The sequence below is a fragment of the Mycobacterium sp. shizuoka-1 genome (genome assembly GCF_002723835.1).
Lineage (GTDB): Bacteria > Actinomycetota > Actinomycetes > Mycobacteriales > Mycobacteriaceae > Mycobacterium.
The window spans coordinates 3,101-27,322 of record NZ_BEWG01000090.1; the positions used below are offsets into that span (position 1 = coordinate 3,101).

Genomic DNA, 24,222 nt, shown 5'->3' on the forward strand with positions numbered 1-24,222 from the left:
ACGACCCGCCGCCGCCCGCCGACCCGGCGGCACTTCCGCCACCCCCGCAGGGGCTGCTTCCCCCGCCCGGGACCATCGCGGACTCGGTCAGTGGATTCTCGAATTATCTGGCCGGCCCGGCAGGTAACCAGTTGCTGCTCGGACAAACCCCGGCCCCGGCGCTGGCCGGCACCGCCGCGGCAGCGCCGCCGAATGTTGACATCCTCGACGGCACCCAGCTGTTGATCCCGCAGAACTATGGGATGCCGACCGCCGATCAGACATCGCCGTACCAGCTGGGCCCCGGCGCTGATGGCCCGTTCGCTCGGGTGAATCAATTCAAGGGTGTTCACGCCATGCTGCACGGCGCCCTGGGCCGGATGCCGGCCGATCAACTCGGCCAGCCGCTGCCCGGAACCGCGCCGCCGCCCGAGATCAACATCCCGGCCGGGCCCGAACAGTTCCTGCCCGACCCGGCGGCTGCGCCCGCTCCGGGAGCACCGGTCGACCCAGCCCTGCCGCCACCTCCTCCACCGGCGCCCGGCGGCTGATCGCCCCCTCGGCGCCGTTCTCGGCATCGTCACGGCGTTGGCCGACTACGGTGTGACGAGAATCGAGGCAGGAGGCGCGGCGGAATGAGTACGGGCGAGCGGTCATTGTCGTCGGCGCTGCTGGTTGCGGCCGTGATCGGTGCCGGACTCGCGGCGTCGCCGGGTGCCCTCGCCGATCCGGCGCCCGCCGACCCGCCGCCACCGCCAGTCTTCGTGCCGCCCAACGCGACCGTCGGCAGCGTGCTGGCGCAGGACGGCACGCCGCCGGTCGGGCCCCTGGGACTGCCCGACCTGTCCGCCTACGCCCCGGGACTTCTGCTGGGACAGAACCCGGTTCCGTCGGCGCCGGGCGTACCGGGCGCGGTCGCGACCCCCGACCTGCACGCGTTCAACAACCAATACCTGCTGCCGCAGAACGTCGCCCCGGCCGCACCCGGGCAAGGTGTCACCGACGTCGGCATCGGACCGTCGGCCGACCAGCCGGGCACGGGGCGGCTGGCGTTCCTGCGCCGGCTGCACGAGATGTACCGGGGCGGTGGGCTCGACGGTGCGCTGCTCGGACAGATCCCCGACGAGCAACTCGGCGAACCGCTGCCGGGCACCGCTGCCGGCCCCGGGATCTATCTCCCACCGGGACTCGGCTCAGGCCTGGTAGATCCCACTTCGCCCGCACCCGCACCGTGAGCGCGACGCGCACGCGACATTCACCCGACGGCAAAGTGCCGGGCGGCTTCTGGTGCTAGCATCCGAAACCTATGCCTGCTAACGCCCCGCGCGTGATCGTCGAGCCAGACGACGGTTTGGACCCGGTCCACGAATTCATCATGAGCGCGCAAACCTCGCTTCTGATAAAGCAATTCACCTTCACCGAGCCCAGCCTCATGGATGCTGTGGTCGATCGGAAGAAGGCCGGGGTCGACGTTCGGATCATGCTGAATCCGCAACGTTCGGGCGGTGACCGGGCTAACGACGAGAGCTACGAGGCGTTCAGGAACGCCGGCATCGACGTCCGGTGGTCGAGTCCCAAATTCTATGTGACACACGAGAAGTCGATCGTCGTCGATGAGACCGCAGCCATGGTCGCCACCTACAACCTGATGACCAAATACTTCACCCTCACCCGCGACTACGGGATCATCACGCACGACCCCCAACACGTGGCACAGATCATCGACGTGTTCGACGCGGATTGGGAGCATCGCGACTTCACACCGCCCAGATACGAAGGATTGCTGTGGAGTAACTCCAATTCGCGCTACCACATGGCGCGCTTCATCGACAGCGCTGAGCGCAAGCTGTACATCCAGCACCCCAAGTACGTCGACGCGGTCATCCTCGACCACATCGCGGCGGCCGCCCACCGCGGCGTCAGGGTGCGAGTCTTGTGCGGGGGCAAGCACGGCATCAGCGAATGGGACATTCTCGACACCTTCGCCTCGTTGCGGACGCTACGCCGATTCGGCGTCGAGGTACGTAAGCAGAAGAACCTGCGGGTGCACGCCAAGCTGTTGATCGTCGACGGCAAAGAGGTTCTGGTCGGGTCGATGAACATCGACCGCAGCGCCTTCGATCTGCGCCGGGAACTCGGCATCACCACCGACGATCCGGACGTCGTCGCTCGACTCAAAGCGGTCTTCAAGAGCGACTGGCAGATTTCCAACCACTACGAACCGCCGGACCCGCTGGAACAGAACCGCCCGGTCGAAGACGAGTTCCCGCACGACAACGATCTGGTCCATGAGTGAGCCAGGCCCTACCGCGGCGAAGGTCTCGCTGCTGGAGGTCGCCCGGACGTTCAACCACATCGCGTTGGCGTCGTTCGGCGGTGGGCTCTCCGCGTGGTCACGCGAAGTCATCGTCGTCCAGAAGCACTGGCTGGGCGAGGAGGAGTTCCTCAGTGCGATGACGATGTGCCGCATCGTGCCCGGCGCCAACCAGGTGAACCTGGCGGTCTTCGTGGGCACCAAGATGCGGGGCCTGACCGGGGCCGCCGCCGCCTTGATCGGACTGTGCCTGGTACCCGTCGCAATCGTGCTCACCCTGGGCTTCGTCTACTTCACCTTCAAGGAAGTGCCCGCGGTCAAGGGCGCCCTGCACGGCGCCTCGGCGGCCGCCGTAGCCCTCACCCTGGCGATGGTGATCCAGACCGGACAGAAGTGCCTCAAAGGCGTGATGCCGGTCGTCTTCTTCCTGGCCAGCTTCGTGCTGAACGGCGTGGTGCGCTGGCCACTGCTGGAAACGCTGGCGATCCTGGCACCGCTGAGCCTGATCTGGGCCTGGCCGCGCAAGAAGGCGGTGCAGGCATGAGGACCTTCCTGGCGCTGATCGGCATGTTCGGCTCGTTGTCCCTGTTGTCGATCGGCGGCGGCAACACCGTGCTGCCCGACATGCACCTACAGGCGGTCACCGGCCACCACTGGCTGACCAACTCCCAGTTCGCCGACATCTTCTCGATCTCACAGGCCGCGCCGGGCCCGAGCATCCTGATCGTGGCGCTCGTCGGGTACGCCGCCGGGCTGGGGGTCGCCGGCGTCGTCGGCGGCATCATCGGCGGGGTGCTCGCCACCGTGGCGATGGTGGTCCCCGCGGCCGGCTTGATGTACCTGATCACGCTGTCCTGGCAGAAGGCACAGAAGTCGAAGCTGCGGTACGCCGTGGAGAAGGGCTTCGCACCGCTGACCGTCGGGCTGATCCTGGCCAGCTCGCTGGTGATGAGCAAAGCCGCCGATCACGATTGGCGGGCGTACCTGATCACCGGGGTCGCGACGCTGATCTTCGTCCGAACCAAGACCAACCCGTTGATCGTGGTCGGCGCCGCGGCCCTGCTGGGATACGTCGGGTTCGTCTGACCCGCATCGACGCCGGACGCGACGGCCAATGAGCCATCCCGGCGACAACTCGGGATAGGTTGCACCGGTGCGAGTCGACGGGCGCGAGATTGCCGTTTCCGGCAACGTGCTGCTGCCGTTGGGCCGCCGGACCAACGACATCGTGCGGCTCGGCCTGGCCGCGGTGGTGCTGGCCATCGTCATCACCAGCTCGCTGATCACCCGCAACGACTGGGTCGGGCTGGAGAAATCGGTGTCGCGGATCGTGGGGGTGCTCACCCCCACCCAGTCCAACCTGGTCTACCTGGCCTACGGCGTCGCGATCCTGGCCCTGCCGTTCGTGATCCTGATCGGGCTGATCGCCGCGCGGCAGTGGAAACTGTTCGCCGCCTACGCGGCGGCCGGGTTTTTGGCGGTGTTCTCCCTGTCCATCACGGGAAACGGGATCGCCGCTCCCCGCTGGCACTTCGACCTCTCCGAGCGGCTGTCCACCACGCTGTCGCAGTTCCTCGATGATCCGCGCTGGATCGCCATGCTGGCCGCGGTGCTGACGGTCTGCGGGCCGTGGCTGCCTGCTCGCTGGCGCCGTTGGTGGTGGACCCTGCTGCTGGCGTTCGTACCGATTCACCTGGTGGTCAGCGCCGTCGTCCCGGCCCGCTCCCTGCTTGGACTCGCCGTCGGCTGGTTCGTCGGCGCCCTGACGGTGTGGGTGGTCGGCACCCCGGCGCTCGAGGTCCCCCTGGACGGCGCGGTGCGGGCATTGTCCCGGCGGGGTTTTTTGGTGACCTCGCTGACCGTGGTCCGCCCGGCCGGCGCCGGACCGCTGGAACTGGCGGCCGCCGACGACGCCGGCCTGCGGGTCGTCGTGGAGATGTACGGACCGAATCAGCGCAGCGGCGGCGCGCTACGACAGTTCTGGCGGTGGCTCATCCTGCGGGACGCCGAGACCGCCCCCCTTCAGGCTTCGATGCGCCGCGCCGTCGAACACCGCGCGCTGATGACGATCGCGGTGGGCGATCTCGGGGTGTCCAACACCACGACCATGGCGGTCGCCGCGCTGGAACGGGGGTGGACGCTGTACGCCCATACCCCGCCGGTCGGCGACCGGATCGGAACGGCCACCGATGACACCCTGGTGACGACGATCTGGGGTTCGCTCGGTGTGCTGCATCGCCACCAGATCGCCCACGGCGACTTGCGATTCAAGGAGATGACGGTCGATTCGGGCAAGGTGCTGTTCGGCGGATTCGGCAGCTCCGAGTACGGGGCGACCGACGAACAGCTGCAGTCCGACATCGCCGCGCTGCTGGTGGTCACCACCGATCGGTTCGGCGCCGAGCCCGCCGTACAGGCCGCCGTCGACACGCTCGGCATCTCGACCGTTCTCACTGCGTCGCGGCGCCTGACCAGGGCCGCGGTGCCGCCCCGAATCCGCAGGTCGGTCAGCGATCCCAAGGCCGTCATGGCCGCCGCGCGCGACGAGGTGAAGCGGCAGACCGGGGCGCAGGAGATCAAGACCGAAACCATCACCCGGTTCACCCGTAAGCAGTTCATCCAGATGGTGCTGCTGGTCGCGCTGGTCTACGTCGCCTACCCCTTCATCAGCACCGTGCCCACCTTTTTCAGCGAGTTGCGCAACGCGAACTGGTGGTGGGCGCTGTTGGGGCTGGCGGTGTCCGCGCTGACGTATGTCGGTGCGGCGGCGGCGCTGTGGGCGTGCGCGTCGGGGTTGGTCGGCTTCGGCAACTTGGTGATCATGCAGTTCGCCAACACCTTCGCCGCCACCACCACGCCTGCCGGCGTCGGCGGACTCGCCCTGAGCACGCGCTTTCTGCAGAAGGGCGGCCTGGGCGCGTTGCGGGCCACCGCCGCCGTCGCACTGCAGCAGGCGGTCCAGGTCATCACCCACGTGACACTGCTGATCTTCTTCAGCGTCGCGGCCGGGGCCACCGCCGACCTGTCCCACTTCGTGCCGAGCACCACGCTGCTCTACCTGATCGGCGGCGTGGCGCTGGGAGTGCTGGGCACGTTCCTGCTGGTGCCTCGGGCACGACGGTGGCTCGGCACGGCGGTCCGTCCCCGTCTTGCCGAAGTCGGAGGCGAGCTGCTCGATCTGATCCGCGAGCCCAAGCGGTTGGCGATCATCGTGCTAGGTTGCGCCACAACCACTCTCGGACTGGCGCTGGTGTTGTGGGCCAGTATCGAAGCCTTCGGCGGTGACACCACCTTCGTCACGGTCACGATTGTCACGATGGTCGGCGGCACCCTCGCGTCAGCAGCGCCCACCCCCGGCGGTGTCGGCGCGGTCGAGGCGGCACTCATCGGTGGGCTCGCCGCCTTCGGTGTGCCCGCCGCCATCGGCGTGCCCGCGGTGCTGCTCTACCGAGTGCTGACCTGCTGGCTACCGGTGTTCGCCGGCTGGCCGATCATGCGCTGGCTCACCGCCAGGGAGATGATCTAGGGGCGGCCTGCGTACCGTGGTGATGTGCTGGCGATGCGGGCTTTGGCGGTGCTGTCCACGCTGACGCTTGCACTGGCCGCCTGCGGATCACCGCACGCACCGGTCACCGACTCGTCCTGGCCACCGTCGCGTGACCGCGGGCCGTGCGGGGTCAGCAAGCAGACCGATGTGCCCGCGCGGATGCGCGACGGGGTGGTCCTGCGCGCGGACGTCTACCGGCCCGCCACCGGCAGTGCGGTGCCGGTGATCCTGATGCGCACCCAGTACGGAAAGTCGGGTGCCCAGGTCCAGCCGGCCCGCTACCAGAGCCCGGACTGGTTCGCGTCGCACTGCTATCTCGTTGTCGTTCAAGATGTTCGGGGTCAGGGCAGCTCAGGAGGAACGTTCAGCGAGTTCACTCATGACCGCGACGACGGCTACGACTCGGTGGAGTGGGCAGCCGCTCTGCCCGGATCCGACGGCAAGGTCGCAATGTACGGCTCGTCCTACGTCGGGGCGACCCAGTGGCTGGCCGCCACAACCGCTCCCCCGCATCTGGTCACCATCGTCCCGGCCAACACCGCCTCGGACTACTTCGACGGCTGGATGTACGAGGGCGGCGAGTTTCGGTTGGCGTTCGTGCTGCCGTGGGCGATCGGCCTGGCCGCCAGCGCAGCCACCAATCGTCGCGACACCGCCACGGCGACTGCGCTCACATCGGCGGCCGCCGACCCCACCCGATGGCTGGACTTCCGGCCCTACCGCGCGCTTCCCGTGCTACAGCCCGCCAATCCGGCTGTGGCACCGTGGTATTTCGACTGGATCGCACACTCGTCGCGGGACGGGTTCTGGAAGCAGTGGAGCATCCGCGATCGATATGCCTCGGTGCGGGTTCCGGTGCTCGACATCGAAGGGTGGTACGACGCGTTCCTGGCCGGCGGGATCGAGAACTACACCGGGATGGTGAATTCGGCAGGCACCCCGCAGGCCCGGACCAACCAGCGGCTGGTGATCGGGCCGTGGGACCACGTGGACTGGGGACGTCCGGGCTCGCAGCCCGCTCCCCTGCTGAAGGACATCGGAGCTGTCGGCGAGAGCCCGATCAACGAGCTGATGCTGGCCTGGTACGACCACTTCCTCAAGGGCGTCGACAATCACGTGTCGGGCACGCCGAGGGTGGACTACTTCCTGATGGGCGCCAACCGGTGGAAGTCGGCGGCCGGCTGGCCGCTGCCGGACACTCGGTGGACCCGGTACCAGCTGTCCGGCGACGGCCAGATCAATTCGCGCACCGGCACATTGAAGACCACGCCGCCTCCCGCGGATCAGGCACCGGACCGTTACGTGTACGACCCGACCGATCCCGCGCCGAGCCTGGGGGGACATTCGTGCTGCGGCGCCCGCTCCGGACCACAGGGACCCTACGACCAGACGCCCGCCGAGCAGCGGTCCGACGTTCTGGTCTACACCAGCGATCCACTCTCGTCGGACACCGAGGTGACCGGACCGGTGACCGTCGACCTGTGGGCGTCCTCCTCGGCGGTCGACACCGACTTCACCGCGAAGCTGATCGTCGTCAAGCCTGACGGCGCGGCGATCAACCTGAACAACGGCATTCTGCGGACGGCGTTTCGGGACTCGCTGTCCCGGCCACGGCCCGGCATTCCACATCAGCCCTACGAGTACCACATCGCGATCTGGCCGACGAGCTACCTGTTCGGTGTGGGCGACCGGATCCGGCTGGAGATCTCCAGCAGCGACTACCCGCAGTTCGCTCCCAACCCCAATACCGGTGCATTGTTCGGCGAGAACAACGCCGCGGTGCCCGCGACGCAGACGATCCTGCATGACGCCGGCCACCCCTCTGCCGTCGTCCTCCCGGTGATCCCGCCCGGCGCGGCCGGAACCGACGCCGTCCCCATCGGCTACTGAGCAGGCCTGCTCCCGATCAGCGGCTCAGGAGCTCCCCGTCGGCGTCGGCGTGCGTCTCATGTTCGGCGCGGTCGTGCTCGACGACGTGGGCGATCAGCGAGTCCAGCCCGATCACGGCGGCGCTGACCAATACGGACATCACCAGCCAGTGATCCGGAGGTATCGCCTTGGCCAGTCCCAGCAGTGCTTCCATCGCGGGTTCCGTTTCTCCCGTCATAGGGCCCCACCCCGGCAAGCGCCCATGTACATGGTCGTTCAGAGATGGTTAATTATGCCACTTTAGCTGGTCAAGATCAGAACATGTCCCGGCAAGCCGCCGAATTGGTAACGATGTGGCCGCTGTTGCTCCCGCGACCAAGCCGGAGGTCGACTGAATCAGCCGTTCTGCCATGATGAGTGGGCTCGCCGATCAGTCGTTTCTCGAGATCCGGACCCGATTCGGCCCGCGGCGCTCTGGCTACGCCTTCCAACGGTTTATGGAGCGCTAGATTGAATTTCAGCAAACTTTTTTGCGAGCAACCAAAACGCCGCCGGCGAATTCATCGAAAGGGCGATGGCGGGTAGCGACCAGGGCGAACAGCGCCATGACACGGCGGCAGGAAAGGGCTGAAGACTTGTGGCGCAGACCTTCTCGATCAGAAGTCGCGCAGATGCGATGACAAGATTAGGAGAACTGCCGAATATCAGTCGGTCGAGGCAACCACACAGCAATCAGCGGGATCGGCCCCTTGGCGAACCGAGGAACTAGCGCGGGCGCAGCGCGTCGGCGGCTGCGCCGATGAACACGGCGTAGGCGGCCGACATCGCGATCTGGTCGATCATCTCGGCGTCCCCGCCGAGCTCACGCACCTGGTCTGCAATCGCATAGCGGATGAGATCGACCGAAGTCATCATGGAATCGCTCATCGTTGTAGCCACTCGCTCTCGGTGCTATTCACTGTCGGCTGTCAAGCAGAGCCACAATGCCGCCAGGAGGAAAAAGGCGACGTATACAACTTTGCCCAACTCGATCACCGTAGCTCCGATCTCGCATAAGTACCTGAGACCGACCTTAGAGTTCTAACGTTAGCTTAACTATTAGATTTGCAGTGTCGTGACCATGAGATGCGTCCAGCCTGCCGGCGATTGTGACGCAGGCCACGCGATAGCAGCAATCTACGCCCGGCCGTGGCTAGGAGTGCGGCGCCACGCAGAACGCGTTCCCGTCGGGATCGGCGAGTACCACCCAGCCGAAGTCGCCGAAGCTGTGACGACCGGTTTCGGTCGCGCCGAGCCCGACCAACCGCGCGACCTCCGCCTCGACGTCGTCAGCGGCGAAATCCACGTGCACCCGGTTCTTTCCCGCCGTCGGATCCGACACCTGCTGGAACGCCAGGCCGGGGCCTTCGGCACGACTGACGACAACGAAGAACGGCGGGGCGATCGGATTCACCTCTCCATCGAGGGCGCGGGCCCACCAGGCGGCGAGGCCTTCGGGGTCGGTGGTGTCGAACGTGATGTTCTCGGTGGTGAGTGCCATGGGCCAAAACTAACCCGGGCCGGTGACAAGCTTGACGCGTCGATGGTGCGGGCGGGGGGACTCGAACCCCCACGCTCTTTCGAGCAATGGCACCTAAAGCCATCGCGTATGCCGATTTCGCCACGCCCGCAAGACGGTTCACTCTACCCCGAGCGAAGTGGCGGGATCGGTGGGTGAGCACGCCCGGGCCGGCGCTGCACGGCGGCCGCCGCGTGGCTGGCCGAGTCCGTCGAACCGGCGTGGGCAGCATCACGCTCTGGTGAACCCATAACCGCTGGCACGGTACCGTCGTGGTGTGCCAACACCCCGCCGTCGCAGGTTCGCGCTGATCATCGGAGTGATCATCGCCGCCAGCGGCTGCCTGGCGTTGGGCTGGTGGCAGTGGAGCCGATTCGAGTCGACGTCGGGCACCTTCCAGAACCTGGGTTACGCCCTGCAGTGGCCCATGTTCGCGGGCTTCTGCGTCTACGCCTACCGCAAGTTCATCCGCTACGAGGACGCCCCTCCCGCGCCCCCGACCGCCGCCGATTCGGTCACCGAGATTCCCGCCGGGCTGCTGCCCGAACGACCCACGGCGCGAACCGCTTCGGTCGAGCTCGACCCTGCGACGCGCGAGTACAACGCCTACCTCGCCGAGCTCGCCGCAGCCGACCAGGCCCACGACGATCAGAACAGGACCACCGCATGAGCGCACCCGAGTCGCCCGAAGCCCACACGCAGCCCGGCGTTCCGATCGAGAAGATCCGCAGTGCCCTCAACGGGTACCGGGTGCTGGCGTGGACGACCGGCATCTGGCTGATCGCGCTGTGCTACGAGATGGTGATGAAGTACATCGTGAAGGTCGACGACCCGCCGACCTGGATCGGTGTGGTGCACGGCTGGGTGTACTTCATCTACTTGTTGTTCACCGCCAATCTCGCGGTCAAGGTCCGCTGGCCGATCGCCAAGACCATCGGGGTGCTCCTGGCCGGCACCATTCCGCTGCTCGGCATCATCGTCGAGCAGGTTCAGACCCGCGAGCTCAAGACCCGCTTCAACCTCTGACCAGCGGATCGCCGGTCAGCTCGGCCTCCTCGGACGGCCAGTCCGACGAATCCGCGTCGGCCTCCGGCGCGGCCGCGGTCGGGATGGTCAGCGACACCACGGCGGCCAGTGCCGCCACCCCGGCGGCGATGAGCAGCGCGGTCTGCAAACCCTGAAGTGACGGCACGGTGTGCCCGCCGTAGCTGATCGTCATCGACGCCAGTACGACACCGATCACGGCGCTGGATATCGACGTCCCCAGCGATCTGGCCAAAGCGTTGATTCCGTTGGCGGCCGCCGTCTCCGACATCGGCACCGCGGCGTTGATCAGCGCGGGCAGCGACGAGTACGCGAACCCCACTCCCAGGCTGATCGCGATGTTGGCCACCATCACCGCGGCGGGACTGCCGATCAGCCACACCGCGCCGAGGTAGGCGACGCCGATGATCGCCGAACCACATACCAGCGTGAACTTGGGCCCGCGGCGGCCGGCCAGCCGCGCCGCCAGCGGAGACGCCGCCATCATCGCCAGGCCGCCCGGCGCCATCCACAGACCCGCCTGCAGCATCGACTGCCCCAGACCGAAGCCGGTCCCCGTGGGTAGTTCGAGAATCTGCGGGGCGACCAGCGACAGCGCGAACATCGAGAAACACACCAGCACCGCGGCGATGTTCGTGGTCAGCACCGGCCGACGCAGGGTGGTCCGCAGATCGACGATCGGTGCGGGTGTGCGGAACTGCCAGCGGGCGAACACCGCGAACACCACCGTCGACACGGCGAACAACGAGAGCGTCGTCGCGCTCGTCCACCCCCACGTCGACCCCTTGGAGATCGGCAGAAGGAGCGCGATCAACGCGACCGCCAGCAGCAGAGTGCCCAGCGGGTCGAACCGGTCCGCCGAGCTCGGCGGGACGTCGGGCACCAGAAATCCGAACAGCAGCAGCGCCACGATGCCCAGCGCCGCCGCACTCCAGAACAGAACGTGCCAGTCCGCCTTCTGGGCGATCACCGCCGACAGCGGCAACCCGAGTGCACCGCCGACCCCGAGCGACGAGCTGATCAATCCCATGGCCGGTCCGACCCGGTCGGCGGGCAACGCCGAGCGCAGCACGCTGATGGCCAGCGGAATGATCGGCAGGCTCATGCCCTGCAGTCCGCGGCCGATGATGAACGGCACCAGCGAGCTGCTCACCGCGGCCAAAAACGAGCCGAATGCCATGATGCCCGCGCAGATCATCAGCATCGGCTTGGGGCCGTGCATATCGCCGAGACGCCCGAACACCGGCGTTGCCACCGCCGCGGTCAGCAGGGTCACCGTGATCGTCCACGACGCGTTGGCTGGGCTGGTGTTCAGCAGCGCCGGCAGCTCCGGGATGAGTGGGATCATCAGAGTCTGGGTCAACGACACACTGATGCCGGCGGCCGCCAGCACGGCGATCAGAACGCCGGGGTGCGCCGCCCGGACCGCGTGACGACCCACGGCAGCATCATGACACATTAGATGCGCTACCCAAATTGCTGAACGGTGACGTCAGCCGGCCAGCGCCCGCAACGCCGGCAACAGCAACGTCAGCGCCCGGCCGCGATGGGAGACCGCGTCCTTCTCAGCGGGACTGAGCTCGGCTGCACTGCGGGACCCGCCGTCCGGGACGAAAACCGGGTCGTAGCCGAAGCCACCCTCGCCACGCGGCTCGCGGTCGATGACGCCCGGCCACTGCCCGCGCACGACAGCCTGGTCATCCGGCCCCGGTCCGTAGACAAGAGCGCACGCCGAGACGAACGCCGCCCCGCGCCGCTCATCGGGGACATCGCGCAACTGGGCCAGCAGCAGTTCGTAGTTGGCGACGTCGGCATCTGGGGAGCCGTGCCGCCCGGCCCAGCGTGCCGACAGCACGCCCGGCATCCCGTTGAGGGCGGCCACCTCGAGTCCGGAATCGTCGGCGACCGTCGGCAGCCCGGTGGCGGCATAGCCGTCGCGGGCCTTGGCCACCGCGTTCTCCTCGAAGGTCGCGCCGGTCTCGGGCGCCTCCTCGAATGGCGGCACCTCGTCGAGGGACACCAGGGTAAGGCCCGAGACACCCGCGGCGTCGAGAACCCGGCGCAGCTCGGCCAGCTTCTTGGCGTTGCGGCTGGCGACCAGCAGGCGCGCCATCGTTACGAGCCGAACGCCTTCTTCGACGGCGGCCCCTCGGGAAGGACACCGGGATACGGCAGCTCCAGCGCCTCCCGCTGCACGGCGAACAGCGTCTCGCACGCACCCAGCGCCGCGTCGAGCATCTTGTCCAGCGTCGAGCGCGGGAACGTCGCCCCTTCACCGGTGCCCTGGATCTCGACCAGCGTTCCGGTGTCGGTGGCCACGACGTTCATGTCGACCTCGGCGCGCGAATCCTCCTCGTACGGCAGGTCGACCCGTACCCGGCCGTCGACGACGCCGACGCTGACCGCCGCGATGGCACACGACAGCGGGCGCGGATCGGACAGCTTGCCGCCCGCCGCCAGGTAGGTGACCGCATCCGAGAGCGCGACGTAGGCGCCGGTGATGGCCGCGGTCCTGGTGCCGCCGTCGGCCTGCAGCACGTCGCAGTCGATGGCGATCGTGTTCTCACCGAGCGCGGCGAGGTCGATGCAGGCCCGCAGCGAACGCCCGACCAGCCGGCTGATCTCCTGGGTCCGCCCGCCCACGCGCCCCTTGACCGACTCGCGATCCGAGCGGGTGTGGGTAGCTCCGGGCAACATCGCGTACTCCGCGGTGAGCCAGCCTTGCCCCGAACCCTTACGCCAGCGCGGCACGCCCTCGGTGACGCTGGCCGTGCACATCACCCGGGTCTCGCCGAAGGCGACGAGCACCGAGCCGGCCGGATGAGAGGTGAAGCCGCGGGTGATGGTGACCGGTCGCAGCTCGTCGTCAAGCCTGCCGTCTTGTCGTCTGGACACGTCGCAACACTATCGGAGGGACGCGTACCTCCCGGGGGTGCGTGAAATGCTCGCGGCGACGGCGTGTCGGCGTGCGGATATGCACGCTCGCGAATGACCGGTCAGTGCCGACGCACGTCGATGGTCTCCCCGCAGACCACGGCGTGCACCGGACCGTCGAACTCCGCCTTGGCCTCGCTGATCACGTCCTCACGGGAGGTCCACGGCGGGATGTGGGTCAACAGCAGCTCACCGACACCGGCACGCTTGGCGATCTGGCCTGCTTCGGTACCGGACAGATGCAGATGCGGCGGCCGGTCGGGCCCGTGCGTCCAGGACGCCTCACACAGGAAAGCGTCTGCGCCACTGGCCAACTCGACCAGGGACTCGCACACGCCGGTGTCACCGCTGTACACCAGGGTGGCACCCGCCGGGTCGGTGAACCGCATCCCGAACGATTCGGTCGGATGGGTGACCAGGCGCGGCAACACATTCAGCGCGCCGAACTGCACCGGCTGGTTGTCCACCCAGTGGTGGATCTCGAAGATGTCGGAGAAGTCGTCGAGCTCCCCGCCCAGCGGCGAGGAGGCCGCGGCCAGCCGGCTCCACGTGTCGCTGGGGCCGTACATCACCCCGCGGCCCTTCGCCGGTGACGGGTGATACCGACGCCACACGAACAGCCCGGGCAGGTCCAGGCAGTGGTCGGCGTGCAGATGGGACAGCAGGACGTGGACGTCGTTGGGGTCGGCGTAGCGCTGCAGGGCGCCGAGCACACCGCCGCCGAAATCGAGGACAAGCGGCGGGGTGTCCGGCGCGGTCAACAGGTAGCCGGACGCCGGCGAATCAGGTCCGACAACACTGCCGGAGCAACCAAGGATGGTGATTCGCACAGTCACTAGCTTGCCATGCCCGGATGCGAGGAGAGGAAAACATCACAGCTTTGGGCACCAGAATCACTTCGGCGCGCCGACGTGACGCTGAACAGGTTGGACACCGGTGATCGCCGGACCCAGGAAGCGTGCCGCGAGCGCGGTGAACGCCTCCGGATCGCCGGTCGCCTCGAACTGCCGGGTCGCCGGAGGCGCCTCGTGCGGCCGCAGCAGATCGCGCTCGGTCAACACTTTCAGCAAGTCCTTGGCCGTCTCCTCGGCGCTGGACACCAGCGTGACCGAATCCCCCATCGCCAGCTGGATCAGGCCGGACAGCAACGGATAGTGCGTGCAACCCAGCACCAGGGTGTCGACCTGCGCGCGCTGCAACGGCTCCAGGTAACCCTCGGCCAGGTTGAGCACCTGGCGGCCGCTGGTGACACCACGCTCGACGAAGTCGACGAACCGCGGGCACGCCACCGCCGCGACCTCGACGTCGCGCGCGGCGGCGAAGGCGTCCTGGTAGGCCCCCGAGGCGATGGTCGCCTGGGTGCCGATCACACCGATCCGGCCGGTGCGGGTGGTGGCCACGGCGCGCCGCACCGCGGGCAGGATCACCTCGACGACGGGCACGTCGTAGCGTTCCCGGGCATCGCGCAGGCAGGCCGACGACGCGGTGTTGCAGGCGATGACGAGGGCTTTGACCCCCCGCTCGACGAGATCGTCGCCGATGGCCAGCGCATGCGCCCGGACCTCGGGGATGGTCAGCGGGCCATACGGGCCGTTGGCGGTGTCGCCGACGTAGATGACGTCCTCGTCGGGCAGTTGGTCGATGATCGAGCGGGCGACCGTCAGCCCGCCCACGCCGGAGTCGAAGATGCCGACCGGCGCGAAGCGGTCGATCATGACGTCAGACCGGGAAACTGGCCGGCCTTCTTACGTTCCCGCGCTTTGCGTTCCGGACCGGACAGCCAGTAGGCGGCCAGCACCCCGGCGATCGCCCCGCACAGGTGGCCCTGCCAGGACACCCCGCCGCAGGTGGTCAATTCGGGCAGCGCCCCCCACAGCACGCCGCCGTACACGAACAGCACCACGATGCCGGTCACGATCCACCAGACGTGCCGGGTGAACCAGCCGAACACCAGCAGGAAGGTCAGCCAGCCGAAGATCAGGCCCGAGGCGCCGATGTGGTTGGTCTCCAGCCCGCAGCCCACGTTCCCGATCAGCCAGGTGCCCAGACCGCCGACGATCCAGATGATCGCGGTGGCCCAGACGAACCGGGCCATGCCCGTCAGCGTCACCAGGAAGCCGAGGACCAGCGCCGGGACGGTGTTGGCGGCCAGGTGCTGCCAGTTGCCGTGCAGCAGCGGCGCGAACACGATGCCCCACAGGCCGTCGCTTTCCAGCGGCCGGATGCCGTTGCGGTCCAGCGAGTGGCCGGAAAGCTGATCGATCAGCTCGATGACATAGAGCAGCGCCACGAACGAGACGATGGTGACGCCGCCGACCTTCCAGGCCGGCGGCTTCGTGGGCTGCGGTGGAACGGCTGAGTACGGCTGGTTCATCTGTGTCTCCAAGCCTCCGCGACTAGGCCCAGAGCTGGCCTTCCAAAGCCTCCTCGGCTTCGTCCAGGCTACCGGCGTAGGCACCGGTGGACAGATACTTCCACCCGGCGTCGCACACCGTGAACGCAATATCGGCGCGCTGACCAGCCTTGACGGCCTTGGCCCCCATCCCGAGCGCCGCATGCAGGATCGCGCCGGTGGAGATGCCGGCGAAGATACCTTCGACCTGGACCAGTTCGCGGGTGCGCCGCAGTGCATCGACCGAGCCGACCGAGAAGCGGGTGGACAGCACGTCCGGGTCGTAGAGCTCGGGGATGAACCCCTCGTCGATGTTGCGCAGGGCGTACACCCCCTCGCCGTAGCGCGGCTCGGCCGCCACGATCGCGACGTCGGGCACGTGCTCACGCAGGAACCGCCCGGTGCCCATCAGCGTGCCGGTGGTGCCGAGCCCGCCGACGAAGTGGGTGATCTCGGGCAGGTCCTTGAGCAGCTCGGGGCCGGTGCCGTAGTAGTGGGCGTCGGCGTTGGCGGGGTTGCCGTACTGGTAGAGCATCACCCAGTCCGGGTGCTCGGCGGCCAGCTCCTTGGCGCGGGCGACGGCGGTGTTCGAGCCCCCCTCGGCGGGCGAGGAGATGATCTGCGCGCCGTAGAGCTCCAAGATCTGGCGCCGCTCGATCGAGGTGTTCTCCGGCATCACACAGATCAGCCGGTAACCCTTCACCAGCGCCGCCATGGCCAGGGAGATGCCGGTGTTGCCGCTGGTGGGTTCCAAGATCGTCGCCCCCGGAACGAGCAGGCCGTCACGCTCAGCCTGTTCGATCATTCGCAGGGCCGGGCGATCCTTGATGGACCCGGTCGGATTGCGGTCCTCGAGCTTGGCCCACAGCCGCACATGCGGACCGTCGTCGGTGTCCTCCCAGCGCGGCGACAGCCGCGGCAACCCGACCAGCGGGGTGTCGCCGACCGCCTGCACCAACGACCCGTAGCGGGTCAATTCGCCCCGCCCGCCACGGCGGGCAGGATGGTCACCGAGTCGCCCTCGCCGATCTCGGTGGCCAAGCCACCGGAGAACCGCACGTCCTCGTCGTTGACATAAATGTTGACGAACCGGTTCAGTTTTCCGTTGTCCACCAACCGCTCCGAGATCCCGGAGTAGTTGGTCTCCAAGTCGGCGATCACGGCCTGCAACGTCGCGCCGGTGGCGGTGACGCGCTTCTCACCGCCGGTGTGGGTGCGCAGAATGGTCGGGATCGACACCTCGACGGACATGGGTGGCTCCTTACTCAGCTCTGGTACTGCTCGACGATGGTGACGGGTTCTTCGGTGACCACCCCGTCGACGATCCGATAGCTGCGCAGCTCGTGGGACTCGGGATCGCGGGTGGAGACCAGGACGTAGTGGGCGTCGGGCTCGGCGGCATAGGAGATGTCGGTGCGGCTGGGGTACGCCTCGGTCGCGGTGTGAGAGTGATAGATGACCACCGGCACCTCGTCGGCTCGGTCCATCTCGCGCCACACGGTGAGCTGCTCGCCGGAGTCGAACCGGTAGAACGTCGGCGATCGCTCGGCGTTGACCATCGCGATATGCCGCTCCGGGCGATCGGAACCCTCCGGGCCGGCCAGCACACCGCACGCCTCGTCGGGGTGGTCGGCGCGGGCGTGGGCGACCATGGCGTCGACCAGGTCGGCACGGATCACCAGCACGGCGGGCTTTCCTCCTGGACCTCAGCGGGCGGATGTGTCGAACGCACCGGGCAACATGCCGCGATACGTCGGTATTCCTGCCGCCGGCTCGGCGGCCAGCACCGCGGCCACGACCGCGCGCGCCAAACAGTCTGCCCCGGCAGCGCCGATCGCAGCGAGCGCCTTGGTCTCCGGCACCATCGCCTGCGGTGTGTCCGGGTCCGGTTCGAGCGCGACCGCCCCGGTGGCCAACGCGAACACGGTGTCGCCGTCCAGCGGGGTGTGCGCCGGCCGGATCGTGTGCGCCAAACCGTCCTGGGCGGCCACCGCCAACCGCCGGCAGGCCGCGGGTGACAGTGCGGCATCGGTGGCCACCACCGCGATGGTGGTGTTGAGCGGACTGGACTCGGCGTCGCGAGCACCGAGCGCGGCGATCTCGGCGGCGGGCGGTCCGACCAGGCCGAACTCGGCGATCAGGTGGTTCATCCAGGGCAGCCCGGTGGCCGGGTCGACTACGTTGCCCGCACTGTTGACGACGACGATCGCGCCGATGGTGACGCCGGATTCAAGCGTGATCGAGGCGGTGCCGACGCCGCCTTTGAGCACCGCGGCGCGCGCGCCGATGCCGGCGCCGACGGTGCCGACCGCCACGTCCACCCCGGCCGACTGCGCCGCCGCATAGCCGAATTCCGCTGTCGGCCGGCAGGCCCAGCCGCCGACCGGAAGATCAAAAATCACCGCGGCCGGAACTATCGGGACGACCCCGCCCTCCATCGCCACACCACGGCCCTGTTCCTCCAGCCAGGTCATCACGCCGTCGGCGGCGGCCAGGCCGTACGCGCTGCCGCCGGTGAGCACGACCGCGTCGACGTGGCGGACGCTGTTGGCCGGGTCCAGCAGGTCGGTCTCGCGGCTGCCGGGCGCCCCGCCGCGGACGTCGACGGCGCCGACCGTGCCCGGCGGCGCGACGATGACGGTGGTGCCGCACGCCCAGCCCGAGCCGAGGGTGGCGTCGTCGTCGAGACGACCGTGATGGCCGACCAGGATGCCGGCGACGTCGGTGATGGAGCCACTCATCGCACGAGTCATCGGATGGGCTTGCCCATCAACCCGAGCACCAGGTACTCCTGCAGCACAGTCAGCCACTGGTACACGTCCAGGTGCCCGGCCAGCGGATGGTCGGCGGGCAGCCGGTCCGGCCCCTCCGGCCCGATCTCGAGCATCGCACCCAACGCGAGCCGGACGTCGTTGATCGCCGAGATCCAGGCGTTGGCATCGTCCTCGGTGATCTCGAACCGGCCGCCGCCGTCCGGCACGGTGTCCAGAACACGTTGGGCTGCGGCCTTTTTGGCGTCGATGATGTCGGGTTCGTGCAGGCTGCGCAGGGCGCCGTTGAGGCTTTCGGCGGCAGCCGAGCCGGCCGGATGGTCGCGTTGCGGTTTGAAGAAGTCGGGCAGTAGCCGCCGCATGGTGGAGTCCTCGGGCGGCTGGGGGTTGCCGGCGCGGATCCCGGTGATCTGCGCCAGCGGATCGGCCGGTGTCGAGGCCTCCCGCTCGTCGAGCATGCCCTGCACCGAGGACACCATGTTCTTGAGCAGGGCGGCTTCGTGCGGGGCCAAGGCCGAACGGAAACGGGGACCCTCAGCGGTGTCGACCCGCTTCCACTTGCGCACCTGTCAGCGGTCCTGCTGCATGGTCGCCCACAACCCGGCGGCATGCAGTTTGGACACGTCAACCTCCATCGACTCCCGGCTCCCCGCCGACACGACCGCTTTGCCCTCGTGATGAACCTGCAGCATCAGCTTCGTCGCGTGCGGTTCGCTGTAGCCGAAGAGCTTCTGGAACACGTACGTCACGTAGTTCATCAGGTTGACCGGGTCGTCCCAGACGATCGTCACCCAGGGGGTGTCCAGGGCACCCACGGATTCAGTGTGGTGCTGTCCTGCGGCGTCCGGTCGGGTCGGAGCTGCTTGCGAGCCCATGCGGACAAGGATAGCGAGCGGGTTCTGCGGCTATCCACCCCGTGCGACGGCGGATACCGTTGCGCTGTGACCGCCGCCCTGCTGACGGACAAGTACGAGCTGACGATGCTGGCCGCAGCGCTGCGCGACGGCTCGGCCGAACGCACCACCACCTTCGAGGTGTTCGCCCGCCGGCTGCCCGACGGGCGCCGCTACGGCGTGGTGGCCGGGACCGGACGGCTGCTGGAAGCCTTGAGCGAGTTCATCTTCGACGACCAGGCTCTGACCCCGCTGACCTCGTTCCTGGACTCCGCGACGCTGGACTACCTCCGGGATTTCCGCTTCACCGGCGACATCGACGGTTACGCCGAAGGCGAGCTGTACTTCCCCGGCTCGCCGATCCTGTCGGTCACCGGCACCTTCGCCGAATGCGTCGTGCTGGAGACGTTGGCGCTGTCGATCTTCAACCACGACAGCGCGATCGCATCGGCGGCGGCCAGGATGGTCACCGCGGCAGCCGGCCGGACGCTGATCGAGATGGGGTCACGTCGGACCCACGAACACGCCGCGGTCGCGGCGGCCCGGGCGGCCTACATCGCCGGCTTCAACGGCACCTCCAACCTGGAAGCCAACCGTCGCTATGGCATCCCGGCCATGGGAACCAGTGCGCACGCGTTCACGATGGTGCATGCCACAGCGGACGGGCCTGCTGATGAGCCTGCCGGGCGAAGAACAGACAGGTGGGAGCAGGCGGCATTTCGCGCACAGGTCGACGCGCTCGGACTCGGGACGACCCTGCTGGTCGACACCTACGACGTGACGGCCGGGGTGGCCAACGCGATCGCGGTCGCCGGGACCGGGCTCGGTGCGGTGCGCATCGACTCCGGCGACCTCGGTGTGCTGGCCCGCCGGGTTCGCGCCCAGCTCGACGAGCTGGGGGCGACCGGCACCCAGATCGTGGTCTCGGGCGATCTCGACGAGTTCTCGATCGCGGCGCTGCGCGCCGACCCCGTCGACAGCTACGGTGTCGGGACCTCGGTGGTCACCGGATCCGGTGCACCCACCGCCAGCATGGTCTACAAGCTGGTCGAGGTCGACGGCCTGCCGGTGCAGAAGCGCAGCAGCCGCAAGGAGTCTCACGGCGGCCGCAAGGCGGCCCTGCGGCTGTCCCGCCCCACCGGCACGATCGTCGAGGAGGTGATCTACCCGGTGTCCGCCCCGCCCGAGGTGACCGAACCCTCCCGCCCGCTGACCGTGCCGCTGGTCCGCGGCGGAAAGCCGGTGATCACCCCCGACCTGCCCTCGGCCCGCGATCTGATGGCTCGCGGCCTGCGCAGCCTGCCGTGGGAGGGTCTGGCGTTGTCGGCGGGCGATCCGGCGATCCCGACCCGCCAGGTGCCGGTGCAGCAACGGTGAGTGCACAGGACGTACCGCCGGTGACCGAGTTGCTGGCGACGGCGGTGGCCGCGCTCGGCGGCCAGCAGCGGCCCGGCCAGGTGCAGATGGCCGAGGCGGTGGCGCGCGCCTTCGCCGACGGCAAGCACCTGGCCGTGCAGGCCGGCACCGGCACCGGCAAGTCGCTGGCCTACCTCGTCCCGGCGATCGCCCGGGCCGTGGCCGACGAGACCCCGGTCGTGGTGTCCACCGCCACCATCGCGCTGCAGCGTCAGCTCGTCGACCGCGACCTGCCCCGGCTGGTCGATGCGCTGGCCGACGCACTGCCCCGGCGGCCCAGGTTCGCGCTGTTGAAGGGGCGGCGGAACTACCTGTGCCTGAACAAGATTCACAACGGTGCCGGCGAGGAGTCGGCCGACGCGCCGCAGGAAGAACTCTTCGAACCGGTCGCCGCCACCGCCCTGGGCCGCGACGTCGCCCGATTGACCGCGTGGGCGTCGTCCACCGAAACCGGCGACCGTGACGAGCTGCGGCCCGGCGTGCCGGACCGGTCCTGGTCGCAGGTCAGCGTCTCGGCCCGCGAATGCCTGGGCATGGCCCGCTGCCCGTACGGCAGCGACTGTTTCTCCGAACGCGCCCGCGGCGAGGCCGGCCGCGCCGAGATCATCGTCACCAATCACGCACTGCTGGCCATCGACGCGATCGCCGACGCCGCGGTGCTGCCCGAGCATGAGTACCTGGTGGTCGACGAGGCGCACGAACTGGTGGACCGGGTGACGTCGGTGGCCACCGCCGAGCTGACGCCCGCCCCGCTCGGGGTGGCGACCCGGCGGATCGCCCGGCTGGTCAGCCCGCACCTCGTGCAGCGAATGGAGGCCGCGGTGGCGACGTTCTCCTCGGCCATCCACGACGCGACGCCGGGCCGGCTCGACTACCTCGACGACGAGCTGGCCACCTACCTGACCGCGCTGCGCGACGCGGCGACCGCGGCCCGCGGCGACATCGACCCGTCGCCCAAGGACCCGAAGGCGGCCGCCGCTCGGACCGAGGCGATCGCCGCACTGACCGAGATCGGCGACGCCGCCTCGCGGGCGCTGGATTCGTTCGTGCCGGCCATCCCGGACCGCACCGAGGTCGTATGGCTGGATCACGAGGACGCGGGCAGGAGCGGAGCGACCCGCGGATCGGGTGGGGGTGCCGTCCGGCCGGTTTTGCGGGTGGCACCGCTGTCGGTGGCCGGGCTGCTGCGGACCCGGCTGTTCGACAGTGCCACAACGGTATTGACCTCGGCCACACTCACCATCGGCGGTTCGTTCGACGCGATGGCCGGCGCGTGGGGACTGAGCGACGGGCCGTCGTGGACTCCCCTGGACGTCGGCTCACCCTTCGAGCACGCCAAATCCGGGATCCTCTACGTCGCCGCACACCTACCCCCGCCGGGCCGGGACAGCGCGGGCAACGCCGAACAGCTGGACGAGATCGCCGCGCTCATCGACGCGGCCGGCGGCCGCACGCTGGGGTTGTTCTCCTCGATGCGTGCGGCCAAGGCGGCCGCCGAAGCGCTGCGCGCGCGGATCGACACCCCGATCCTGTGCCAGGGCGAAGACAGCACCGCAGTCCTGATCGAGCGCTTCGCCGCCGACCCCGAGACCTCGCTGTTCGGCACGTTGTCGCTGTGGCAGGGCGTCGACGTCCCGGGCCCGTCGCTGTCTCTGGTGCTCATCGACCGCATCCCCTTTCCCCGCCCCGACGACCCGCTGCTGACCGCCCGGCAGCGCGCGGTCGCCGCCCGCGGCGGCAACGGGTTCATGACGGTCGCTGCCGCGCACGCCGCGCTGCTGCTGGCCCAAGGCGCGGGGCGGCTGCTGCGCCGGGCCGACGACCGCGGCGTCGTCGCAGTACTGGATTCGCGGATGGCGACCGCCCGCTACGGCGGCTACCTGCGCGCGTCGCTGCCGCCGTTCTGGCCGACCACGGATCCGGCGCAGGTCAAGCAGGCACTGGGGCGGCTGCGCGACAACGTCTCGCCCTGAATTGGGATCGGTAGACCGCAGGCACGGCACTATTGTGAGAGCGATTTTTTCCACGCCCGATGCTTTGACCTGAAGGTGGCTCTCATGTGCCGACGACACCTCGGCCGCCTGCTCGCCGTCGCGGGCACCGCTGTGGTGGTCCTGGCGGGCTGCGGCTCCACCGTCTCGGGCACGGCCGTGTCGGTGTTCGACGACCCGTTCAAGGTCGGCGGCCTGCAGGCCGTCGACGGGTCCAGCGGCCTGCGCCCGGACGCCGAGAAGCCGACCCGGCAGGTCTCCGACACCGACGGCGGTAAGGACGACGAGATCGCCGCGCAGTCGGTCAGCGATCTGGAGGCGTACTGGGCAGACGCCTACGGCTCCACGTTCGACGGTCAGTTCACCCCGATCAAGGATCTGGTGTCCTGGGATTCCAACGACTACTCAGGCACCTTCTGCGACGAGTCGACGTCAGGCTTGATCAACGCCGCGTTCTGCGATGACGACAACACCATCGGTTGGGATCGCGGCGTGCTGCTGCCCGCGCTGCGAAAAGCCAACGGCGACATGGCGATCACGATGGTGCTGGCCCATGAGTACGGGCACGCGATCCAGAAGATGGCCAAGCTCAACAAGAAGGGCACCCCGACGCTGGTGGCCGAACAGCAGGCCGACTGCTTCGCCGGGGCGTACATGCGATGGGTCGCCGAGGGCAGCTCGAAGCGGTTCACGCTGAGCACCGGTGACGGGCTGAACAACCTTCTGGCCGCGATGATCTCGTTCCGCGATCCGCTGCTGAGCCAGGACGACTACTTCGACACCGGCGACGAGCACGGGTCGGCCTTCGAGCGGATCTCGGCGTTCCAGTTCGGCTTCACCGACGGGCCGACGTCCTGCGCGGCCATCGACGCCCAGGAGATCGGCCAGCGCCGCGGTGATCTGCCCATCGAGCTGCAGCAGGATCAGACCGGCGAGTGGCCGGTGAGCGAGGAGTCGACCCGCTCGATCATCGATGCGATGAACATGCTGTTCTCGCCGAAGAACCCGCCGGCACTGACGTTCGACACCGCCGCCGCATCGACGTGCCCGAACGCCCGGCCCAGCCCGCCGGTGTCGTTCTGCCCGGCGACCAACACCATCGCCGTCGACCTGCCCGCCCTGCAGACGATGGGAACGGCCACCGAAGGCGACGAGAACGTGCTGGTCACCGGCGACAACACGGCCTATTCGGTGCTGGTGTCGCGCTACATGCTGGCCCTGCAGAACGCGCGCGGCGGCCTGGTGCTCGACAACGCCGAAGCCGGGCTGCGCACGGCATGCCTGACCGGGGTGGCCACCACCAAACTGTCCAAGGAGGTCACCACTCCCGACGGCAACACGGTGGCGCTGACCGCGGGTGACATCGACGAGGCCGTCTCGGGCCTGCTGACCAACGGGCTGGCCGCCAGCGACGTCAACGGTGAGTCGGTGCCCGCCGGGTTCTCCCGCATCGACGCGTTCCGGATCGGGGTGCTCGGCGACCAGGAGCGCTGCATCAAACGCTTCCCCTAGGC

At 68.6% G+C, this 24,222-nt stretch carries 27 protein-coding genes and 1 tRNA gene; 12 read left to right on the forward strand and 16 right to left on the reverse strand.

What is annotated here, in order from left to right; all coding sequences use genetic code 11:
• The 7 genes from MSZK_RS32725 to MSZK_RS23670 all read left to right on the forward strand — a co-directional run.
• The coding region (locus MSZK_RS32725) for a hypothetical protein (protein ID WP_199203457.1) at positions 1 to 530 on the forward strand (530 nt) is incomplete at its 5' end.
• An 84-nt stretch (positions 531 to 614) separates the two neighbouring features.
• Positions 615 to 1,214: a hypothetical protein gene (locus tag MSZK_RS23645; RefSeq protein ID WP_199203458.1), complete on the forward strand. Its 600-nt coding sequence runs from the start codon at positions 615 to 617 to the stop codon at positions 1,212 to 1,214.
• A gap of 71 nt (positions 1,215 to 1,285) precedes the next feature.
• The gene (locus tag MSZK_RS23650) at positions 1,286 to 2,275 is read left to right on the forward strand and encodes a phosphatidylserine/phosphatidylglycerophosphate/cardiolipin synthase family protein (protein WP_099250981.1); all 990 of its coding nucleotides are present in this window, start codon (positions 1,286 to 1,288) and stop codon (positions 2,273 to 2,275) included.
• Entirely contained in the window at positions 2,268 to 2,837 is a 570-nt protein-coding gene (locus tag MSZK_RS23655) for a chromate transporter (protein ID WP_099250982.1), read from the forward strand. Before MSZK_RS23650 ends, MSZK_RS23655 begins: the two co-directional genes overlap by 8 nt.
• Complete coding sequence (locus tag MSZK_RS23660; RefSeq protein ID WP_099250983.1) at positions 2,834 to 3,379, forward strand: chromate transporter; 546 nt, start codon at positions 2,834 to 2,836, stop codon at positions 3,377 to 3,379. The genes MSZK_RS23655 and MSZK_RS23660 overlap by 4 nt, the downstream gene beginning before the upstream one ends.
• Before the next feature lie 67 nt (positions 3,380 to 3,446).
• Complete coding sequence (locus tag MSZK_RS23665; protein WP_099250984.1) at positions 3,447 to 5,819, forward strand: lysylphosphatidylglycerol synthase transmembrane domain-containing protein; 2,373 nt, start codon at positions 3,447 to 3,449, stop codon at positions 5,817 to 5,819.
• 33 nt (positions 5,820 to 5,852) lie between these two features.
• A complete protein-coding gene (locus tag MSZK_RS23670; protein WP_099251016.1) occupies positions 5,853 to 7,730 on the forward strand; it encodes a CocE/NonD family hydrolase in 1,878 nt (625 codons plus the stop codon).
• Between the two features lie 16 nt (positions 7,731 to 7,746).
• Here the strand turns inward: MSZK_RS23670 and MSZK_RS32145 are convergent, their stop codons facing one another.
• The 4 genes from MSZK_RS32145 to MSZK_RS23680 all read right to left on the reverse strand — a co-directional run bounded on the left by MSZK_RS32145 (position 7,747) and on the right by MSZK_RS23680 (position 9,379).
• Positions 7,747 to 7,947, reverse strand: a complete 201-nt coding sequence (locus MSZK_RS32145; RefSeq protein WP_142389993.1) for a hypothetical protein — start codon at positions 7,945 to 7,947, stop codon at positions 7,747 to 7,749.
• A gap of 527 nt (positions 7,948 to 8,474) precedes the next feature.
• Positions 8,475 to 8,621 (reverse strand): hypothetical protein, encoded by a 147-nt coding sequence (locus MSZK_RS32730; RefSeq protein WP_233211483.1) that lies wholly within the window; start codon positions 8,619 to 8,621, stop codon positions 8,475 to 8,477.
• Between the two features lie 280 nt (positions 8,622 to 8,901).
• Entirely contained in the window at positions 8,902 to 9,249 is a 348-nt protein-coding gene (locus MSZK_RS23675; RefSeq protein ID WP_099250985.1) for a VOC family protein, read from the reverse strand.
• A 43-nt stretch (positions 9,250 to 9,292) separates the two neighbouring features.
• Positions 9,293 to 9,379 (reverse strand) — tRNA-Leu (locus tag MSZK_RS23680).
• A gap of 165 nt (positions 9,380 to 9,544) precedes the next feature.
• On the opposite strand from MSZK_RS23680, the gene MSZK_RS23685 reads away from it, so the two are divergent.
• Both MSZK_RS23685 and MSZK_RS23690 read left to right on the forward strand, forming a co-directional pair.
• Positions 9,545 to 9,937: a hypothetical protein gene (locus tag MSZK_RS23685; RefSeq protein WP_099250986.1), complete on the forward strand. Its 393-nt coding sequence runs from the start codon at positions 9,545 to 9,547 to the stop codon at positions 9,935 to 9,937.
• A complete protein-coding gene (locus tag MSZK_RS23690; RefSeq protein ID WP_099250987.1) occupies positions 9,934 to 10,293 on the forward strand; it encodes a DUF3817 domain-containing protein in 360 nt (119 codons plus the stop codon). The genes MSZK_RS23685 and MSZK_RS23690 overlap by 4 nt, the downstream gene beginning before the upstream one ends.
• Here MSZK_RS23690 and MSZK_RS23695 read toward each other — a convergent pair.
• The 12 genes from MSZK_RS23695 to clpS all read right to left on the reverse strand — a co-directional run bounded on the left by MSZK_RS23695 (position 10,283) and on the right by clpS (position 19,283).
• On the reverse strand, positions 10,283 to 11,752 hold the full coding sequence (locus MSZK_RS23695; protein WP_233211484.1) for an MFS transporter: 1,470 nt from the start codon (positions 11,750 to 11,752) through the stop codon (positions 10,283 to 10,285). The genes MSZK_RS23690 and MSZK_RS23695 overlap by 11 nt on opposite strands.
• A gap of 51 nt (positions 11,753 to 11,803) precedes the next feature.
• Positions 11,804 to 12,424 (reverse strand): RdgB/HAM1 family non-canonical purine NTP pyrophosphatase, encoded by a 621-nt coding sequence (gene rdgB, locus MSZK_RS23700; RefSeq protein WP_099250989.1) that lies wholly within the window; start codon positions 12,422 to 12,424, stop codon positions 11,804 to 11,806.
• 2 nt (positions 12,425 to 12,426) lie between these two features.
• Positions 12,427 to 13,206 carry a ribonuclease PH gene (gene rph / locus MSZK_RS23705; RefSeq protein ID WP_071942444.1) on the reverse strand — a complete coding sequence of 260 codons (780 nt, stop codon included), beginning with the start codon at positions 13,204 to 13,206 and terminating at the stop codon, positions 12,427 to 12,429.
• 101 nt (positions 13,207 to 13,307) lie between these two features.
• Positions 13,308 to 14,081, reverse strand: a complete 774-nt coding sequence (locus MSZK_RS23710) for a cyclic nucleotide-degrading phosphodiesterase (protein WP_099250990.1) — start codon at positions 14,079 to 14,081, stop codon at positions 13,308 to 13,310.
• 57 nt (positions 14,082 to 14,138) lie between these two features.
• A complete protein-coding gene (gene murI, locus MSZK_RS23715) occupies positions 14,139 to 14,960 on the reverse strand; it encodes a glutamate racemase (protein WP_099250991.1) in 822 nt (273 codons plus the stop codon).
• The gene (locus tag MSZK_RS23720; protein ID WP_099250992.1) at positions 14,957 to 15,619 is read right to left on the reverse strand and encodes a rhomboid family intramembrane serine protease; all 663 of its coding nucleotides are present in this window, start codon (positions 15,617 to 15,619) and stop codon (positions 14,957 to 14,959) included. Before MSZK_RS23720 ends, murI begins: the two co-directional genes overlap by 4 nt.
• 22 nt (positions 15,620 to 15,641) lie before the next feature.
• Positions 15,642 to 16,613 (reverse strand): PLP-dependent cysteine synthase family protein, encoded by a 972-nt coding sequence (locus tag MSZK_RS23725; RefSeq protein ID WP_099250993.1) that lies wholly within the window; start codon positions 16,611 to 16,613, stop codon positions 15,642 to 15,644.
• A complete protein-coding gene (locus MSZK_RS23730; RefSeq protein WP_099250994.1) occupies positions 16,610 to 16,888 on the reverse strand; it encodes a MoaD/ThiS family protein in 279 nt (92 codons plus the stop codon). The genes MSZK_RS23725 and MSZK_RS23730 overlap by 4 nt, the downstream gene beginning before the upstream one ends.
• A 14-nt stretch (positions 16,889 to 16,902) precedes the next feature.
• Positions 16,903 to 17,322, reverse strand: a complete 420-nt coding sequence (locus tag MSZK_RS23735) for a Mov34/MPN/PAD-1 family protein (protein ID WP_099250995.1) — start codon at positions 17,320 to 17,322, stop codon at positions 16,903 to 16,905.
• Between the two features lie 21 nt (positions 17,323 to 17,343).
• Positions 17,344 to 18,378, reverse strand: coding sequence for a P1 family peptidase (locus tag MSZK_RS23740; RefSeq protein ID WP_099250996.1), 1,035 nt, complete (start codon positions 18,376 to 18,378; stop codon positions 17,344 to 17,346).
• 8 nt (positions 18,379 to 18,386) lie between these two features.
• The gene (locus MSZK_RS23745; protein ID WP_099250997.1) at positions 18,387 to 18,974 is read right to left on the reverse strand and encodes a DUF2017 domain-containing protein; all 588 of its coding nucleotides are present in this window, start codon (positions 18,972 to 18,974) and stop codon (positions 18,387 to 18,389) included.
• A 3-nt stretch (positions 18,975 to 18,977) separates the two neighbouring features.
• The gene (gene clpS / locus MSZK_RS23750; RefSeq protein ID WP_099250998.1) at positions 18,978 to 19,283 is read right to left on the reverse strand and encodes an ATP-dependent Clp protease adapter ClpS; all 306 of its coding nucleotides are present in this window, start codon (positions 19,281 to 19,283) and stop codon (positions 18,978 to 18,980) included.
• A gap of 24 nt (positions 19,284 to 19,307) precedes the next feature.
• Here clpS and MSZK_RS23755 point away from each other — a divergent pair, with 24 nt between their 5' ends.
• The 3 genes from MSZK_RS23755 (at position 19,308) to MSZK_RS23765 (ending at position 24,220) form a co-directional block, all read left to right on the forward strand.
• Positions 19,308 to 20,678, forward strand: coding sequence for a nicotinate phosphoribosyltransferase (locus MSZK_RS23755; RefSeq protein WP_255414249.1), 1,371 nt, complete (start codon positions 19,308 to 19,310; stop codon positions 20,676 to 20,678).
• Positions 20,675 to 22,690, forward strand: a complete 2,016-nt coding sequence (locus MSZK_RS23760; protein WP_199203460.1) for an ATP-dependent DNA helicase — start codon at positions 20,675 to 20,677, stop codon at positions 22,688 to 22,690. Before MSZK_RS23755 ends, MSZK_RS23760 begins: the two co-directional genes overlap by 4 nt.
• Before the next feature lie 84 nt (positions 22,691 to 22,774).
• The gene (locus MSZK_RS23765) at positions 22,775 to 24,220 is read left to right on the forward strand and encodes a neutral zinc metallopeptidase (protein WP_099251000.1); all 1,446 of its coding nucleotides are present in this window, start codon (positions 22,775 to 22,777) and stop codon (positions 24,218 to 24,220) included.
• The last annotated feature ends 2 nt before the right edge of the window (positions 24,221 to 24,222 follow it).

What these genes read in the sequence shown, in the direction of transcription:
- MSZK_RS32145 (WP_142389993.1), bottom strand. Translation starts at nt 7,947, where the DNA reads ATGACGGGAGAAACGGAACCCGCGATGGAAGCACTGCTGGGACTGGCC.
- MSZK_RS23765 (WP_099251000.1), top strand. Translation starts at nt 22,775, where the DNA reads ATGTGCCGACGACACCTCGGCCGCCTGCTCGCCGTCGCGGGCACCGCT.
- MSZK_RS23650 (WP_099250981.1), top strand. Translation starts at nt 1,286, where the DNA reads ATGCCTGCTAACGCCCCGCGCGTGATCGTCGAGCCAGACGACGGTTTG.
- rdgB (WP_099250989.1), bottom strand. Translation starts at nt 12,424, where the DNA reads ATGGCGCGCCTGCTGGTCGCCAGCCGCAACGCCAAGAAGCTGGCCGAG.
- MSZK_RS23655 (WP_099250982.1), top strand. Translation starts at nt 2,268, where the DNA reads ATGAGTGAGCCAGGCCCTACCGCGGCGAAGGTCTCGCTGCTGGAGGTC.
- MSZK_RS23670 (WP_099251016.1), top strand. Translation starts at nt 5,853, where the DNA reads ATGCGGGCTTTGGCGGTGCTGTCCACGCTGACGCTTGCACTGGCCGCC.
- clpS (WP_099250998.1), bottom strand. Translation starts at nt 19,283, where the DNA reads ATGGGCTCGCAAGCAGCTCCGACCCGACCGGACGCCGCAGGACAGCAC.
- MSZK_RS23645 (WP_199203458.1), top strand. Translation starts at nt 615, where the DNA reads ATGAGTACGGGCGAGCGGTCATTGTCGTCGGCGCTGCTGGTTGCGGCC.
- MSZK_RS23740 (WP_099250996.1), bottom strand. Translation starts at nt 18,378, where the DNA reads ATGAGTGGCTCCATCACCGACGTCGCCGGCATCCTGGTCGGCCATCAC.
- MSZK_RS23730 (WP_099250994.1), bottom strand. Translation starts at nt 16,888, where the DNA reads ATGTCCGTCGAGGTGTCGATCCCGACCATTCTGCGCACCCACACCGGC.
- MSZK_RS23720 (WP_099250992.1), bottom strand. Translation starts at nt 15,619, where the DNA reads ATGAACCAGCCGTACTCAGCCGTTCCACCGCAGCCCACGAAGCCGCCG.
- MSZK_RS23675 (WP_099250985.1), bottom strand. Translation starts at nt 9,249, where the DNA reads ATGGCACTCACCACCGAGAACATCACGTTCGACACCACCGACCCCGAA.
- MSZK_RS32730 (WP_233211483.1), bottom strand. Translation starts at nt 8,621, where the DNA reads ATGACTTCGGTCGATCTCATCCGCTATGCGATTGCAGACCAGGTGCGT.
- murI (WP_099250991.1), bottom strand. Translation starts at nt 14,960, where the DNA reads ATGATCGACCGCTTCGCGCCGGTCGGCATCTTCGACTCCGGCGTGGGC.
- MSZK_RS23690 (WP_099250987.1), top strand. Translation starts at nt 9,934, where the DNA reads ATGAGCGCACCCGAGTCGCCCGAAGCCCACACGCAGCCCGGCGTTCCG.
- MSZK_RS23660 (WP_099250983.1), top strand. Translation starts at nt 2,834, where the DNA reads ATGAGGACCTTCCTGGCGCTGATCGGCATGTTCGGCTCGTTGTCCCTG.